Consider the following 14,093-nt stretch of genomic DNA (forward strand, 5'->3'; position numbering starts at 1 on the left):
CCTTTGGGTGCGGCCCCGCAGTGCGTGTGGTGGCAGCACGGAGCGTTGCCGTGCGCGCCCGAGGCGGTGACCGCTCCCCACGCGCGCGTGAAGGCGTTCCAGGCAGGGTCCGGCGGGACTCCAGCGGCTGAGAAGTCGATAAGAGGTGACGCCCACGCGGCGCGGGGCGGGAATGCCCGCGCCGCGCAGCACGTTGTGCAGTACGAACACGAGGAGGAGCGGTCACTGTGCTTGATCCGCAGGGTTTGTACGCATGGGAGCCGAAGGGCCTGGCAGTCGTCGACATGGCGCTGGCCCAGGAGTCGGCCGGTCTTGTCATGCTCTACCACTTCGACGGATACATCGACGCGGGCGAGACCGGCGACCAGATCGTGGACCGGCTGCTCGACTCGCTGCCCCACCAGGTCGTGGCCCGTTTCGACCACGACCGGCTCGTGGACTACCGAGCCCGGCGCCCGCTGCTGACGTTCAAGCGCGACCGCTGGACCGACTACGAGGAGCCCACCCTCGACGTCCGGCTCGTCCAGGACGCCACCGGCGCGCCCTTCCTGCTCCTGTCCGGCCCCGAGCCTGACGTCGAGTGGGAGCGCTTCGCAGCCGCCGTCCAGCAGATCGTGGAGCGGCTCGGCGTGCGCCTGTCCGTGAACTTCCACGGCATCCCCATGGGCGTCCCGCACACCCGTCCGGTGGGCGTGACCCCGCACGGCAACCGCACCGACCTCGTCCCGGGCCACCGCAGCCCCTTCGACGAGGCACAGGTCCCCGGCAGCGCCGAGGCCCTCGTCGAGTACCGCCTCATGGAGGGTGGATTCGACGTCCTGGGCGTCGCCGCGCACGTACCGCACTACATCGCGCGCTCCCCGTACCCGGACGCCGCGCTGACCGTCCTGGAGTCGATCACCGCCGCGACGGGGCTGGTGCTTCCCGGCATCGCGCACTCCCTGCGCACCGAGGCGCACCGCACGCAGACGGAGATCGACCGGCAGATCCAGGAGGGCGACGAGGAACTGGTCGCCCTGGTCCAGGGCCTTGAGCACCAGTACGACGCCGCCGCGGGCTCCGAGTCCCGGGGCAACATGCTCGCCGAGCCCGTCGACATCCCGTCGGCGGACGAGATCGGCCTCGAATTCGAGCGGTTCCTGGCGGAGCGCGAGGGCGACGCCTGACCTCCCGGGCCCGCGGGGGCTCCAGCGTCGCTGTCGGAGGCAGGGCCTAAGCTTCCGGTCATGCTGAAGGTGGGCCTGACCGGCGGTATCGGCGCCGGCAAGAGCGAGGTGTCGCGGCTGCTCGTCGAGCAGGGCGCGGTGCTGATCGACGCGGACAGGATCGCGCGGGAGGTCGTCGCGCCCGGAACTGCCGGGCTGGCCGCGGTGGTCGAGGCCTTCGGCAAGGACGTGCTCGCGCCGGACGGCGGCCTCGACCGGCCCAAGCTGGGCTCGATCGTCTTCGCGGACCCGGCGCGGCTCGCGACGCTGAACGCGATCGTGCACCCCCTGGTGGGCGCCCGCTCCCGCGAACTGGAGAACGCCGCCGCACCGGACGCCGTCGTCGTGCACGACGTACCGCTGCTCGCCGAGAACGGCATGGCGGCGCTGTACGACGTCGTGGTCGTCGTCGACGTCCGCCCCGGGACACAGCTCGACCGCCTCGTACGGCTGCGCGGCATGACCGAGGAGGACGCCCGCGCCCGCATGGCCGCCCAGGCCACCCGCGAAAAGCGCCTGGAGATCGCGGACATCGTCATCGACAACGACGTACCGCTTCAGGAGCTGGAGCGCCGGGTCCGGGAGGTCTGGGCGGATCTCGTACGGCGGGCGGCGGACGCGTAACCCGCGGCCGACGGCACCCATGTGCGGGCCACGTCCGCACAGGAGCACCGGCGGAGCCCGGAATAGGGGCCCCTTGTCCGGGCGTTGAACCGGGTCAGTGAGGGAAGGACTCAGCCGTGCCCGAGACCAGCGGTTCCACCGGACGTACTCCGGAGACGCATGTCATCGACTTCCGTGCCGCCGAGCATCTGCTCGCCGCGCGGGATCCGCGGGGCGCGGTGAAGCTGCTCGACTCAGTCATCGCCGCGTACCCCGAGAACACGGCCGCGCGGCTGCTGCGCGCGCGTGCCTTCTTCGCCGCCGCGCAACTGCGGCCCGCCGAGCTGGAGTTCACCATCGTCCTGGAGCGCGAGCCGGACAACGCGTTCGCGCACTTCGCGCTCGCCCGCACCTATGAGCGCCAGCTGCGCCCGGACCAGGCCAAGCGGCACTTCCGGCTCGCCGCGGCGCTCGACCCGAAGCCGCAGTACCTGAAAGCGGCGCGCTTCGACTCGTGATCGCCGGGAGGCCGGCCGGCAGGCTCTACGGAAGCCGGTGTTCCGGCGGCCGGTACGGCGGGATGTCGCGGCCGGGCTGGTAGTGCGGCCCCTGGTGGATGTGCCGCAGGATCATGGCCATGTCGAAGGTGACGATCAGCCACAGCACGCCGCACGCGGCCGCCCAGCCGGGCCGCCCGGCCAGGGTGAACGCGACCGTTCCGAAGGTCGCCCAGATCAGACCCCACACGCTCAGCCAGAAGCGGAGCCGCAGGGCACTGCGCGCTGTCGTGGGTTCACTGCCCGTACGCATCCGGATCACTGCTCCTATGAGAAAACGTACTCTTCGGTGCGGACCTTCACCACACATCCGATCGACGGGAGAACCAGACCGTGCTTCCGGACACCGATGAGCTTCCCGAGCTGCTGCTCGACCTCGCGGTACCCCACGAGGACATCAACGAACTGGTCGCCGTGCGACGGGTGTTGGCGCGCGACCCGGGGGCGGTGAAGCTCCTGGAGGAGTGCGTCGAGGAGCTGGTGCGGGGGATGGGGGCGCCGGGGGAGTTCGACGAGCGGTCCAGGCTCGCCGAGCGGCTCACCGCCGCGCCGGCCGCGCTGGGCCGCTATTTTCCGGCGTACGTGTTCGTCGCGGCGCTGCCGTACATCCGCGCCCACCACCTCGACCGCGGCATCCCGGGCGACATCTCCCGGCACACCCTGGCCGACCTCGGGCGCAATATGGCGGCGCACCGCAGACGGCACGGAAGGGGAGGCGTGCTGGCCCCGCAATGGCTCACCCTGCACTTCCGCGGGGAGCTGTACCAGCTGGGGCGACTGCAGTTCCAGCGGGTGCGGCTCGATGAGCGCGCGGTCTCGGAGCTCGCGGCGGTGGGACTCGACGCGACGCCGGGCACCCCGTGTCTGAGCCTGCACATCGCCGACTTCCGGGGGCCGCTCTCCCCGGCCGCCTGCGACCGGTCCCTGGCGCTGGCACGGGAGTTCTTCCCCCGGCACTATCCGCAGGAGCGGTACGAGACCGCCGTCTGCCACTCCTGGCTGCTCGACCCGCAGTTGAAGCGGTACCTGCCCGCAGACTCCAACATCGTCCGGTTCCAGGAGCGCTTCCGGATCACCCACGCGAGCCCCGACGACCAGGGCAGGGAACCGGCGGACACCGAACCCGTCCGGTTCGTCTTCGCGGACCCGGACCTGCCGGTGGAGACGCTGCCGCGCCGCACCGCAGTCGAGCGGGCCGTCGGGGACCATCTGCGGGCCGGGGGCCACTGGTACATCGGGCAGGGCTGGTTCCCGCTGTAGGGCCTGCGCGGCGTGTTTGGCGTGTCCGGGCTGTGCGGGCCGGGAACGGGTCGGGCAGGGTGTCCGTTGGACGGTCATGGGCATTGAGATGCGTCAGGGATACGAGGGGACCGGACCCGGTGCGATCACGCCGGACGGCTGCGCGGTCGAGCTCTACGCGCGGCTGTCCGCCAGGGACGAGCCGGACATCATCGCCGCGGAGCTGCCCAAGGCCGCCCGCCTGCTGGAACTGGGCAGCGGGGTCGGGCGGATGACCCACCCGCTGCTCGAACGCGGCTTCACGGTCACGGCCGTGGACGAGTCGGCGGAGATGCTGGAGCGCGTCCGAGGGGCGCGCACGATATGCAGCCCCATCGAGGAACTCGACCTGGGCGAGACCTTCGACGCGGTGCTGCTCGCGTCGTTCCTCGTGCACGCCGGGGACGTCGAGGTGCGTCGTGGGCTGCTGCGGACGTGCGCCCGGCATGTCGCGGACGGCGGCTGCGTGCTCATCCAGCGCGAGGGCGCGGACTACCACACGAATTTTCCTCGCGAGCGGGTCGATCCCGGTGGCTACACCGTCCGCATGCTTTCCGCGCAGCCTGTGGGCGACGGAGTCAACTCCGTGCACGCGGAGTACGTGTTCCCGGACGCCACCTGGACCCAGACCTTCCTGGCCCGCCCTTTGACGAAGGAGCAGTTCGAAGAGGCGCTGGCGGAGGCGGGGTTGAAGGTGGACCGGTATCTGACGGAGGACGGGACGTGGGTGCGGGCGGTGAAGGGCTGAGGTCGGTGAGAGGCTGAGGTCGATGAGGGGCTGAGGCGGGTGGCGCGCCGGGGTCGATGAGGGGCTGGGGGAGGCAGAGGGCGAGATCGTCGGGGAAATCGTCCTCCACGGCGATGAGTTCGGCGTGGGCGGTCGGTCTACCTCTGTGAAAGCACACCGACCGCTTCACACAGGAGACCCCGATGTCCGAGACCACCGCCCCCGTCGCCCACGCCGCCTCCGCCGCTTCCCTCGCTCCCGCCTCGGCCGCCGCCGGATCCCGCGGCCGCGGCGCCCGGATCTCGCTGGGCGCCCTGCAGATCGTGCTCGGTCTCTTCTTCGCCCTCGCGAGCGCGCTGCCCAAGCTGGTCGCCCAGTCGACTGCCGTCGAGTCCTTCGACAAGCTCGGCTGGGGCAGCACGGGGATGTACATCATCGGAGTGCTCGAACTCGCCGGTGGCATCGCGCTGTTGATCCCGATCCTGTCGTCCGTGGCAGCGGTGGCGCTCAGCGCGCTGATGGTCGGCGCCTTCATCGTGAACGTCACCGCCCTGCACGGCCCGTACGCGGCGACCCCGCTCATCCTGATCCTGCCGCTCGCGCTGATCGCCTGGGCCCGTCGGGGCCACAACGCCGAGCTGGTCCGGCTGGTACGAGGGCGGGCGTGAGCGTCGTACGACATCAAGGGGCTCCCCGTGACCACGGGGAGCCCCTTGAGTGCTGCCGTGCGTACGTTCAGGGGCCCTCGGGACTGTCGGCAGGGCCGCCGACTCCTCGCAGGCGTTCCATCTCGCGGCGGTCCCGCTTGGTCGGGCGGCCCGCGCCGCGGTCGCGGACACCGGCCGGGGCGACGGCCTCGCGCGGCGGGGGCGGCGGGCTGTTGTCCACGTAGCACTCGGCCGCCACCGGCGCACCGACCCGCTTGCGGATCACGCGCTTGACGACGACGACCCGTTCCCTGCCGCCCGCCTGCCGCAGGCGCACCTCATCACCGGCACGCACCGCGTACGCGGGCTTGACGCGCTCGCCATTGACCCGCACATGCCCGCCCCGGCAGGCGGTGGCGCCCATCGAGCGGGTCTTGACGAGACGGACGGACCAGATCCAGCTGTCGACCCGCACGCTCTCGCCGCCCGCCGGACGGGCGGCGTCGGCGGCGGCAGCAGCGCTCACCGTGCCGGCCGTGCCCGCCGTGTCGGCCGAGCCGCTCGCACCACCGGCGCCCTGCTCGTCGTCCTTCTCGTCGCCCTCAGAAGCCATGCCTCGACCTTAGTCCTCCCGGGGAAAGAGGCCGGGAGGGTTTTTCCGTCGCGCGGCCACCCCCGCAGGCCGCCGGGCGGCACGGGTCGGACGTCGTACGGTGAGGTCATGGACCATGGGCTCGCCGAACTGGACGCGCGGATCGCCGGGTGCCGCGCGTGCCCGCGGCTGGTCGAGTGGCGCGAGGAGGTGGCCCGCACCAAGCGCGCCGCCTTCGCCGAGGAGACGTACTGGGGGCGCCCGGTGCCCGGCTTCGGCCCGCCGGGCGCCCGCCTGCTGATCGTCGGCCTCGCCCCGGCCGCGCACGGCGGCAACCGCACCGGCCGGATGTTCACCGGTGACCGCTCCGGGGACGTGCTGTACCAGGCGTTGTACGACGTCGGCCTTGCTTCGCAGCCCACCGCCGTGACGGCCGACGACGGCCTGGAACTGCACGGCGTCCGTGTCACCTCGCCCGTGCACTGCGCGCCGCCCGCCAACAAGCCGACGCCGGGGGAGCGCGACACCTGCCGGCCCTGGCTCGTACGGGAGTTGGAGCTGCTGCGGCCCTCGCTGCGCTCGGTGGTGGTCCTCGGCGCGTTCGGCTGGCAGGCAGCGTTGCCCGCCTTCGCCGAGGCGGGGTGGAAGGTGCCGCGGCCGAGGCCGGTGTTCACGCACGGCGCCCGGGCCGCCCTGGAGCGCCCGGGCGGCCCGATCGAGCTCTTCGGCTGCTTCCACGTCAGCCAGCGCAACACCTTCACCGGGCGGCTGACGCCCGCGATGCTGCGGGATGTGCTGCGTACGGCGGCGGAGGCGGCGGGGCTGCGGACGGTGCCCGAGGCGGGTTAGGGTCGCGCGATGGGTCTGTATCCGGAGATCGAACCGTACGACCACGGCATGCTCGACGTCGGAGACGGCAACCGTGTGTACTGGGAGACCTGCGGAAACCCGCGGGGCAGGCCGGCTGTGGTGCTGCACGGCGGACCGGGGTCGGGCTGTGCGCCCGGCTTCCGGCGCTACTTCGACCCCGCCGCATACCGGATCGTCCTGCTCGACCAGCGCGGCGCCGGGCGTTCCACGCCGCCCGCGAGCGCGTACGAGACGGACATGAGCGTCAGTACGACGGCTCATCTCATCGCCGATCTGGAGCTGCTGCGACGGCACTTGGTGATCGATCGCTGGCTGGTGTGGGGTGTGTCGTTCGGGTCGGCGCTGGGGCTGCGGTACGCGCAGACGCATCCGGACGCCGTGACGGAGCTGGTGCTGACGGGCGTCGCGACCGGCTCGAATCCTGAAGTTGCCCTGCTGACCAGGGGACTTGGGAAGATCTTCCCGGCGGCCTTCGAAAGATTCGTCGGTGAGCTGCCCGTCGGTGAGCGGTCCGGCAACCTGGCTGCCGCGTACAACCGCCTGCTCGAATCGCCCGATGCCGAGGTGCGGGCGAGAGCGGCGCGTGCCTGGACGGACTGGGAGACGGCGACGATTCCCGCACCGCCCGGGTCGGTTGAGCGTTTCGACGACCCGTCGTTCCGCCTGGGCTTCGCTCGCACCGTCACGCACTACTGGGGCAACGACCACTTCCTCGGCGAGGGCAACGACGAGGGCGTGGTGCTCCGGGACGCCCCTGTGCTCAAGGACGTTCCGGGCACACTCGTGCAGGGCAGCCTCGACTTCGGCAACCTCCTCGGCACCGTCTGGCGCCTCCACCAGGCCTGGCCGGGCAGCGAGTTGACCGTCATCGACGAGGTGGGCCACAACATGGGAGCCCCGGACATGGTGGACGCGCTGGTGGCGGCGACGGACAAGTACGCGGCGCGCGCGGCCCGTTAACGCCGGGCGCGGGTCCGCTCACCCGCCGTCTGCACGAACTGCAGCTCCAGTGTGGCCGGAGGCGGAGCGATGCCGGGACCGCCGGCCTCGGCCCAGCGGAGTATCTCGTCGGTGCAGTCGTCGCCCATGGACCAGCCGATCCAGACAGGCTTGCCACCGCGTCTGCGACCCTCGCCGGAGGGCTGTACGACGATGACGTTGGCCTGGTCGCAGGGGCCCAGGCAGTCCGTCGTGCGGACGGCGAGGCGTCCGGCGGAGGCGGTGGCCGCGGCGCGCAGCCGGTCGAGCTGCCATACGTGGTCGTAGCCGGGGTACTTGCGCGCGTCGCCGCAGCAGCAGCCGCGGCAGACGACGAGGGTGCAGGGGCGGGTCCGGGCGGCACCGACGACGGCCGTACGGGCGGGGGTCACAGGTCTCCTTCGGAGGCGGGGGCGGCGGGTGTGCTCTCCTCGCCGAAGAGGTGCTGCACCGTCGAGCGGTAGTTGGCCTGCACGTGGGCGAGCGCGTGGGCGCGGGCCCGGTCCGGGTCGCCCGAGGCGATGGACTCGTACAACTCGCGGTGTTCGGTGAGGAGTTGGGGCCACTCCTCGTTCTGCCGGGTGAGCCAGCGCAGCCGCCCGTCGACGGGTTCCATGACCGAGATCAGCAGGCTGTTGCCCGCCATGGCCAGGATGCGGTCGTGGAAGCGGGTGTTGATGTCGGTGATCTGCTCGGCGTCCTTCGCGTCGGTGGCGACGGCCGCGTCGTCGAGCAACTCCGCGAGCTCCGCGAGGGCCTGCGGGGTCGCGCGGGAGGCGGCGAGACCGGCGGCGTAGACCTCCAACGCCTCACGCAGTTCGAAGAGTTCGGCGACGTCGGTCGGGGTGAGGCGGCGCACGACAGTGCGGCGCGGCGTCTCGAAGAGGACGAAGCCCTCGGCCACCAGCGCGCGGATCGCCTCGCGGACGGGGACCCGGGAGACCCCGAAGCGGTCCGCCAACTCGCGCTCCACCAGCCGGTCGCCGGGGTGCAGACGGCCGCCGATGATCTCCTGCCGCAGGGTCGCCAGGACGCGCTCGCGCACCGCTCCGAGGGGTTCCCGCTCCAGGTCCGGGGGGTCGATCTTCGTCATGGGACCATCTTCGCCGACTCCGGGGGTGTTTTACCGAGCCGTAACGGAGCGGACATCGGTCGAAAGGGTTGACGGGAGGACCATGACCGCAGTTTGGTATACCAAACGACAACGGCCAGTAGTCCTCCTCCTCCGTCCCCTTGCCCAGGGAGGCCCCGTGTCCCTCGCCGACCGTGCCGAAGCCACCGGCACAGCAGTGTTCGTCCCCGACCCCCGGCTCACCAACGAAGACCTCGCACCTGCGGAGAAGCGCAACTGGAAGGTCTTCGACCTCTTCGCCATGTGGATGTCCGACGTCCACAACCTCGGCAACTACACGTTCGCCGCAGGCCTGTTGGTCCTCGGCATGAACGTCTGGCAGATCTTCACGGCCCTGCTCGTGGGCTTCGTGCTCATCTACGCCGGAATGAACATGATGGGCCGCGTCGGGCAGCGCACCGGCGTCCCCTTCCCCGTCGTCAGCCGCATCAGCTTCGGCGTCTGGGGCGCCAACATCCCGGCGCTGATCAGGGCCGTCATCGCCATCATGTGGTACGGCATCCAGACCTATCTGGCCTCCGTCGCCGTCAACGTCATGCTGCTCGCGGCCTGGCCCGGCCTGGTGTCCTGGACCCACCACTCCTTCCTCGGCCTCGACGCGCTCGGCTGGACGTCCTTCGTCGCCCTCTGGCTGATCCAGGCGTTGATCATCACCCAGGGCATGGAGTCGGTCCGCAAGTTCCAGGACTTCTGCGGCCCCGCGATCTGGTTGGTCATGATCGCGCTGGCGGTCTGGGTGCTCTACAAGGCCGGCTGGACCATCTCGCTGACCTCGACCCCTCACCCGGTCTCCACCGGTGAGCAGTTCCGGCAGTGGTTCGGCGCGATCGGGCTGATCCTCGCCACGTACGGCACGCTGATGCTCAACTTCTGTGACTTCTCCCGTTTCGCCCCGGACTACAAGACCGTCAGGCGCGGCAACTTCTGGGGCCTGCCCATCAACTCGACGGCCTTCGTCATCGTGTCGGTCATCGTCACCGCCGGTTCGATCGAGGCGTTCGGCGAGGCCATCACCGACCCGGCCGAGCTGGTCGCCAAGGTCGGCAACACCTGGGTGATGGTGCTGGGCGCGCTGACCTTCGCCATCGCCACCATGGGCGTCAACATCGTCGCCAACTTCGTCTCACCCGCGTACGACCTCGCCAACGTCTGGCCGCAGAAGATCACCTTCAAGGTCGGCGGCCTGATCAGCACGGTGGCGGCCCTGGTCGTGACCCCGTGGAACCTCTTCTCCAACCCCACGGTCGTCAACTACTTCCTAGGCGGCCTCGGCGCCTTCCTCGGCCCGCTCTTCGGCGTGATCATGCTCGACTACTACTGGGTCAAGCGCGGCGACATCGACGTCGAGGAACTCTTCAACGCCGAGCCGGGTTCCCGCTACTACTACCGCAAGGGCGTCAACCCCAAGGCTCTGTGGGCCTTCCTCCCGGCGGCAGCCGTCGCCGCGGTGCTCGCGCTGGTGAAGTCCTTCAGCGACATCGCCCCGTACTCCTGGTTCATCGGGACGGCGCTGGCCGCCGGACTGTACGCGGTCCTGTGCCGGTCCGAACGCGCCGCCACCGTGGAGACGACCCCCGACCTCGTGGAGGGCTGAGCGTGCGGATCGTCGTCACCAACTGCAATACGACGCAGGAGATGACCGAGGAGATCGTGCGAGGTGCCCGGGCCGCAGCAGGCCCGGGCACCACCGTGACCGGCCTGACCCCCACCTGGGGGCCCGAGTCCGCGGAGGGCTGGCTCGACAGCTACCTGTCGGCCGCCGCCGTCCTCGACACCCTGCGGACGTACGACGGACCGCCGTACGACGCCGTGGTGATGGCCGGCTTCGGCGAGCACGGACGCGAGGGCGCACGGGAGCTGGTCGACGTACCCGTCGTCGACATCACCGAGGCCGCCGCCCATCTCGCCTGTCTGCTCGGCCGCCGCTACGGCGTCGTCACCACCCTGGAACGCTCGTGCGGGCAGATCGAGGACAGCCTGGAAGCGGCGGGGGTGGGGCGCAACTGCGCCGCCGTCGTCGGCACCGGACTCGGCGTGCTGGAGCTCGCCGACTCCCGCCGCACCGAGAACGCCTTCGTCGCCGCCGCCGAACGGGCCCGCCGGGCCGGGGCGGAAGTCCTCGTCCTTGGCTGCGCCGGGATGACCGGTCTGCAGCGTGCGGTGGGGGAGAAGCTGGGGCTGCCGGTGGTCGACGGGGTGGGCGCGGCGGTGAAGCTGGCGGAGTCGCTCGTGGCGTTGGGGCTGACGACGAGCCGGGCGGGGGGCTATGCGAAGCCGTTGCCGAAGCGGAGGGAGTGGCGGGGGCCGGCGGGGTGAAGCGGGCCGGTGGGGGCGACCGACGCCGTCACGCCTCGCGGGACGCTGCCGAGAGAATGGAAAAAGTGGTGAATCATGAAATAGGCCATGCAACCGTACGGGCCGCTCGAATGTCTCCCCTAGTGAATTCACTGTCCCCTTAGCGAAAGAGAAACGGGGGGCGTCATGGAAAACCGTCCACGCCGCGCGGTAGTCGCCGCAGGCATCCTCCTCACCACCGCCGTATGCGCCACGATTCCCGCGTCCGCGGCCCCGCAGCGGGGAGCTGACCAGGTCACGGCCTTCCGGCAGACTCCCGCGACCGCACTCGTCGTCAACGCCAGATGGGGCGGTCACTGCACCTACGACAGGCTCGTCATCGACGTCCGGGGCACCGTTCCCCCGGTCACCGTGAAACGGGTCAAGGAACTGCGCTACGACGCCACCGGGAAGAAAGTCCCGCTCGCCGGAAAATACTTCCTGGAAATCAAGCTCTCCCCGGCCGCCGCCCACAACCAGTCGGGCCAGTCGGTCTACCAGGGCCCCCGCCTGACGAAGATCAACCTGCCCAAGCTCAAGGGTCTTGCCCTGACCGGCGACTTCGAGGGCGTGGTCTCCTTCGGGGCGGCCTTCTCCACCAAGCCCGTCTACAACACGTTCAAGCTCCACTCGCCCGAGCGGTTCGTGATCGACACAAAGCACGCCAACCTGTGCCGCTGACACCGGGCGGCTGCGTACGCCGGCCCGGAACCCCTGGACCGGCGTACGCGGCTGGGTGGACGGGATCGCGGCGTCCGTCGGGGTGATCCTGGGGCGATGTGTCCGGTGGTACGCCGCAGCGCGCGCGGCAGGGTCGCACACTCCCCGAAGGACGAGTCGCCGCCCGGGCGACTGCGTCCTCGTCAGCCCACGGCTTGTCGTCAGCCCGCGGCGGCGGGAACGGAGCCGCCCATGTCCAGATCGCTGCCCGCCGCACCCGGACCCGTGCCACGGGCACTGCTCGCCGCGGTGCTCGCCGGACTGTGCTGCACCGGGGCATCCGGGGGCGATCCCGAACCGTTCTGGACCGACCCGGACTCCCTCGCCGCCCGACAGGCCGCCGAGTGGCGCCGGGCGGGCCGGACAGCCGACGCCGCACTCATGGACCGTATCGCCGCCCGCCCCCAGGCCGACTGGCTGAACGGCCCGGACCCCGGCCCCGTCGTCCGGGCCCGCACCGCCGCCGCCGCCGCACGCGCCGGCCGGACCGCCGTTCTGGCCGCCTACTACATCCCGAACCGCGACTGCGGCCAGTACTCGGTCGGCGGCGCCCCGACCGCCGCGGACTACCGCGTCTGGGTCGACGAGTTCGCGGCGGCCCTCGGCGACCGGGGCGCCTACGTGATCGTCGAACCGGACGCCGTCGCCCAGGTGGTGGCCGGCTGCACCCGGGTCGTGGCAAAGGAGCGCTACGCGCTGCTCGCGTACGCCGTCGACCGACTCAAACGGCAGCCGGGCACGCACGTCTACCTCGACGCGGGCAACTCCGGCTGGATCCCGGAGGCCTGGCGCATGGTCGAGGCCCTGAAGACGTCGGGTGTGGAACGCGCCGACGGAGTCGCCCTGAACGTCTCCAACTTCCAGACCGACAAGGCGAGTTCGGCCTACGGCGACTGGCTGTCGAAAGACCTCGGAGGCAAGCACTACGTCATCGACACCAGCCGCAACGGCAACGGCCCGTACGCCGGCACCGACACATGGTGCAATCCGCCGGGACGTGCACTGGGAACGCCGCCGACGACCCGTACGGACAACCCTCTCCTCGACGCCTACCTGTGGATCAAACGCCCGGGCGAGTCGGACGGAACATGCCGGGGCGGACCGGCCGCCGGACAGTGGTGGCCGGCGTACGCCCTGGAACTGGCGCGCAACGCCCGCGGCTAGTGGCCGCTGATTGAACGCCGTTGCTCCTCAGCTGCCGCTCGGCGGGGTGGCCGCACGTGGCTCGTCGGCATGGGGCTCCCCGCCTCGCGGCTCCTCGATGTGCCGGTCGTCGAGGTGGGCCCCGAAGTAGTCCGCCTGACGTGCCATGATCTCCCGCATCGACGTTCCCCTCGAAGCGCCGTACACCGTGCCGGGAAAGTCCAACTCCCGCTGCACTTCCCACAGTTCGTCGTGCCGATCCGGTGAGAACAACTGGGCGGGCGCCCCGGCCGCGATCCACCCGATGGGTACGACCGTCCCGGGCGGGAGCACGGAGTTGACCTGGACCACACCGTTGATCCGCACCTCCGAACCGGCGCCCACGACGGCGCCGGGGAAGACCGAGGCACCGGTGGCGACGAACACCTCGTCCTCGATCGTGGCGCCGTTGATGTGAGCGTGCGGCCCGACGAGTACGGCGTCCCCGATGACGGCGGGATGCCGGGCCCGCCCCCGTACGAGGGCGTTCTCCATCACGACGACGTCCGCCCCGACCCGGACCTCCCCGTCCTCCGCGGTGAGCACGGCACCGTGCAGCACCCGGGCACGCTCGCCGAGGGTGACGGCACCGCACAGGACGGCGGACGGGGCGACGTAGGCGGAGTCGGGAACGACGGGCCGCCGCCCTCGATGCTCGATCAACATCCTCGGCTCCTGCTCTCTGCGCTCAGCATTCTGCGTTCCGCTCAGGCCTGATCCGGAACGACAGCGGTGGCCGTGATCTCCACCAACTGTCCGGTATACCCGAGACACGTCACCCCGATCAGCGTCGAGGAGTGCGGGCCGCTGCTGAGCCCCGACGCCTCGACGACGTCCCACACGGCGGACAGAACCGCGGGCTCACCGGCGACGACGTAGACATCGGTCGACACCACGTGGGCCATGTCGCTGCCGACCGCCCGGAGTTGCTCCCCGAGATTGACGAGCACCTGCTCTGCCTGCCGCACCGGGTCCCCCTCCCCGACGAGCTTGCCCTCGGCGTCGAGCGGGACGGACCCGGCGAGAAAAGCCAGATCGGTTCCCGCCTTGACGACGGACGCGTGCGAGTAGACGGGCGGCGGGAACAGAGAGGGGACGGTCACGCGCTGGATCACGGGGGCTCCCGGCAGTCGGTCGAAGGACAACTTTCCGATCATGCGAGGCATGCGCAGCGGACGCATCCGATTTTCCCGCCGACCCGGCGGCACCCTGCCCCACGGCGGGCGGCGTTCCGGCGGCGTACGGAAAATTGCCGCGTCCTGCGCCAC

18 protein-coding genes are annotated in these 14,093 nt (G+C 71.0%); 12 read left to right on the forward strand and 6 right to left on the reverse strand.

Annotated elements, in window-relative coordinates; all coding sequences use genetic code 11:
* The first annotated feature begins 227 nt into the window (after window positions 1–227).
* The 3 genes from ACN6LB_RS21115 (at window position 228) to ACN6LB_RS21125 (ending at window position 2,326) form a co-directional block, all read left to right on the forward strand.
* Window positions 228–1,166, forward strand: coding sequence for a PAC2 family protein (locus ACN6LB_RS21115; protein ID WP_356144466.1), 939 nt, complete (start codon window positions 228–230; stop codon window positions 1,164–1,166).
* A gap of 60 nt (window positions 1,167–1,226) precedes the next feature.
* The gene (coaE, locus tag ACN6LB_RS21120) at window positions 1,227–1,829 is read left to right on the forward strand and encodes a dephospho-CoA kinase (protein ID WP_445027274.1); all 603 of its coding nucleotides are present in this window, start codon (window positions 1,227–1,229) and stop codon (window positions 1,827–1,829) included.
* Window positions 1,830–1,945: 116 nt separating this feature from the next.
* A complete protein-coding gene (locus tag ACN6LB_RS21125; protein ID WP_356144470.1) occupies window positions 1,946–2,326 on the forward strand; it encodes a tetratricopeptide repeat protein in 381 nt (126 codons plus the stop codon).
* A gap of 25 nt (window positions 2,327–2,351) precedes the next feature.
* On the opposite strand, the gene ACN6LB_RS21130 is transcribed toward ACN6LB_RS21125, so the two are convergent.
* Window positions 2,352–2,618: a DUF6343 family protein gene (locus ACN6LB_RS21130; RefSeq protein WP_356144472.1), complete on the reverse strand. Its 267-nt coding sequence runs from the start codon at window positions 2,616–2,618 to the stop codon at window positions 2,352–2,354.
* A gap of 80 nt (window positions 2,619–2,698) precedes the next feature.
* On the opposite strand from ACN6LB_RS21130, the gene ACN6LB_RS21135 reads away from it, so the two are divergent.
* The 3 genes from ACN6LB_RS21135 (at window position 2,699) to ACN6LB_RS21145 (ending at window position 5,038) form a co-directional block, all read left to right on the forward strand.
* Window positions 2,699–3,625 carry an acyltransferase domain-containing protein gene (locus ACN6LB_RS21135; protein WP_445027275.1) on the forward strand — a complete coding sequence of 309 codons (927 nt, stop codon included), beginning with the start codon at window positions 2,699–2,701 and terminating at the stop codon, window positions 3,623–3,625.
* Between the two features lie 76 nt (window positions 3,626–3,701).
* Entirely contained in the window at window positions 3,702–4,391 is a 690-nt protein-coding gene (locus ACN6LB_RS21140; RefSeq protein ID WP_445027276.1) for a class I SAM-dependent methyltransferase, read from the forward strand.
* A 182-nt stretch (window positions 4,392–4,573) separates the two neighbouring features.
* Window positions 4,574–5,038: a DoxX family protein gene (locus tag ACN6LB_RS21145; protein WP_445027277.1), complete on the forward strand. Its 465-nt coding sequence runs from the start codon at window positions 4,574–4,576 to the stop codon at window positions 5,036–5,038.
* A 67-nt stretch (window positions 5,039–5,105) separates the two neighbouring features.
* On the opposite strand, the gene ACN6LB_RS21150 is transcribed toward ACN6LB_RS21145, so the two are convergent.
* Window positions 5,106–5,630 (reverse strand): RNA-binding S4 domain-containing protein, encoded by a 525-nt coding sequence (locus ACN6LB_RS21150; RefSeq protein ID WP_445027278.1) that lies wholly within the window; start codon window positions 5,628–5,630, stop codon window positions 5,106–5,108.
* 108 nt (window positions 5,631–5,738) lie between these two features.
* Here ACN6LB_RS21150 and ACN6LB_RS21155 point away from each other — a divergent pair, with 108 nt between their 5' ends.
* Both ACN6LB_RS21155 and pip read left to right on the forward strand, forming a co-directional pair.
* Window positions 5,739–6,458: a uracil-DNA glycosylase gene (locus ACN6LB_RS21155; RefSeq protein ID WP_445027279.1), complete on the forward strand. Its 720-nt coding sequence runs from the start codon at window positions 5,739–5,741 to the stop codon at window positions 6,456–6,458.
* A gap of 9 nt (window positions 6,459–6,467) precedes the next feature.
* On the forward strand, window positions 6,468–7,439 hold the full coding sequence (gene pip, locus ACN6LB_RS21160; RefSeq protein ID WP_445027280.1) for a prolyl aminopeptidase: 972 nt from the start codon (window positions 6,468–6,470) through the stop codon (window positions 7,437–7,439).
* Here the strand turns inward: pip and ACN6LB_RS21165 are convergent.
* Together ACN6LB_RS21165 and ACN6LB_RS21170 are read right to left on the reverse strand one after the other, a co-directional pair.
* Window positions 7,436–7,849, reverse strand: a complete 414-nt coding sequence (locus tag ACN6LB_RS21165; protein ID WP_445027281.1) for a (2Fe-2S) ferredoxin domain-containing protein — start codon at window positions 7,847–7,849, stop codon at window positions 7,436–7,438. The two genes, pip and ACN6LB_RS21165, sit on opposite strands and share 4 nt — an antisense overlap.
* The gene (locus ACN6LB_RS21170; protein ID WP_445027282.1) at window positions 7,846–8,550 is read right to left on the reverse strand and encodes a GntR family transcriptional regulator; all 705 of its coding nucleotides are present in this window, start codon (window positions 8,548–8,550) and stop codon (window positions 7,846–7,848) included. The genes ACN6LB_RS21165 and ACN6LB_RS21170 overlap by 4 nt, the downstream gene beginning before the upstream one ends.
* A 157-nt stretch (window positions 8,551–8,707) precedes the next feature.
* On the opposite strand from ACN6LB_RS21170, the gene ACN6LB_RS21175 reads away from it, so the two are divergent.
* The 4 genes from ACN6LB_RS21175 to ACN6LB_RS21190 all read left to right on the forward strand — a co-directional run bounded on the left by ACN6LB_RS21175 (window position 8,708) and on the right by ACN6LB_RS21190 (window position 12,807).
* On the forward strand, window positions 8,708–10,183 hold the full coding sequence (locus tag ACN6LB_RS21175) for an NCS1 family nucleobase:cation symporter-1 (RefSeq protein WP_356144489.1): 1,476 nt from the start codon (window positions 8,708–8,710) through the stop codon (window positions 10,181–10,183).
* 2 nt (window positions 10,184–10,185) lie between these two features.
* Entirely contained in the window at window positions 10,186–10,905 is a 720-nt protein-coding gene (locus ACN6LB_RS21180; RefSeq protein WP_356144491.1) for an aspartate/glutamate racemase family protein, read from the forward strand.
* A gap of 165 nt (window positions 10,906–11,070) precedes the next feature.
* On the forward strand, window positions 11,071–11,604 hold the full coding sequence (locus tag ACN6LB_RS21185; RefSeq protein WP_445027283.1) for an AMIN-like domain-containing (lipo)protein: 534 nt from the start codon (window positions 11,071–11,073) through the stop codon (window positions 11,602–11,604).
* 231 nt (window positions 11,605–11,835) lie between these two features.
* The gene (locus ACN6LB_RS21190; protein ID WP_445027284.1) at window positions 11,836–12,807 is read left to right on the forward strand and encodes a glycoside hydrolase family 6 protein; all 972 of its coding nucleotides are present in this window, start codon (window positions 11,836–11,838) and stop codon (window positions 12,805–12,807) included.
* A 27-nt stretch (window positions 12,808–12,834) separates the two neighbouring features.
* Here the strand turns inward: ACN6LB_RS21190 and ACN6LB_RS21195 are convergent, their stop codons facing one another.
* Window positions 12,835–13,491 (reverse strand): gamma carbonic anhydrase family protein, encoded by a 657-nt coding sequence (locus ACN6LB_RS21195; protein WP_445027285.1) that lies wholly within the window; start codon window positions 13,489–13,491, stop codon window positions 12,835–12,837.
* Between the two features lie 41 nt (window positions 13,492–13,532).
* The gene (locus ACN6LB_RS21200; protein ID WP_445027335.1) at window positions 13,533–13,940 is read right to left on the reverse strand and encodes a RidA family protein; all 408 of its coding nucleotides are present in this window, start codon (window positions 13,938–13,940) and stop codon (window positions 13,533–13,535) included.
* Window positions 13,941–14,093: the final 153 nt, after the last annotated feature.

The sequence above is a fragment of the Streptomyces sp. SAS_270 genome (genome assembly GCF_052543295.1).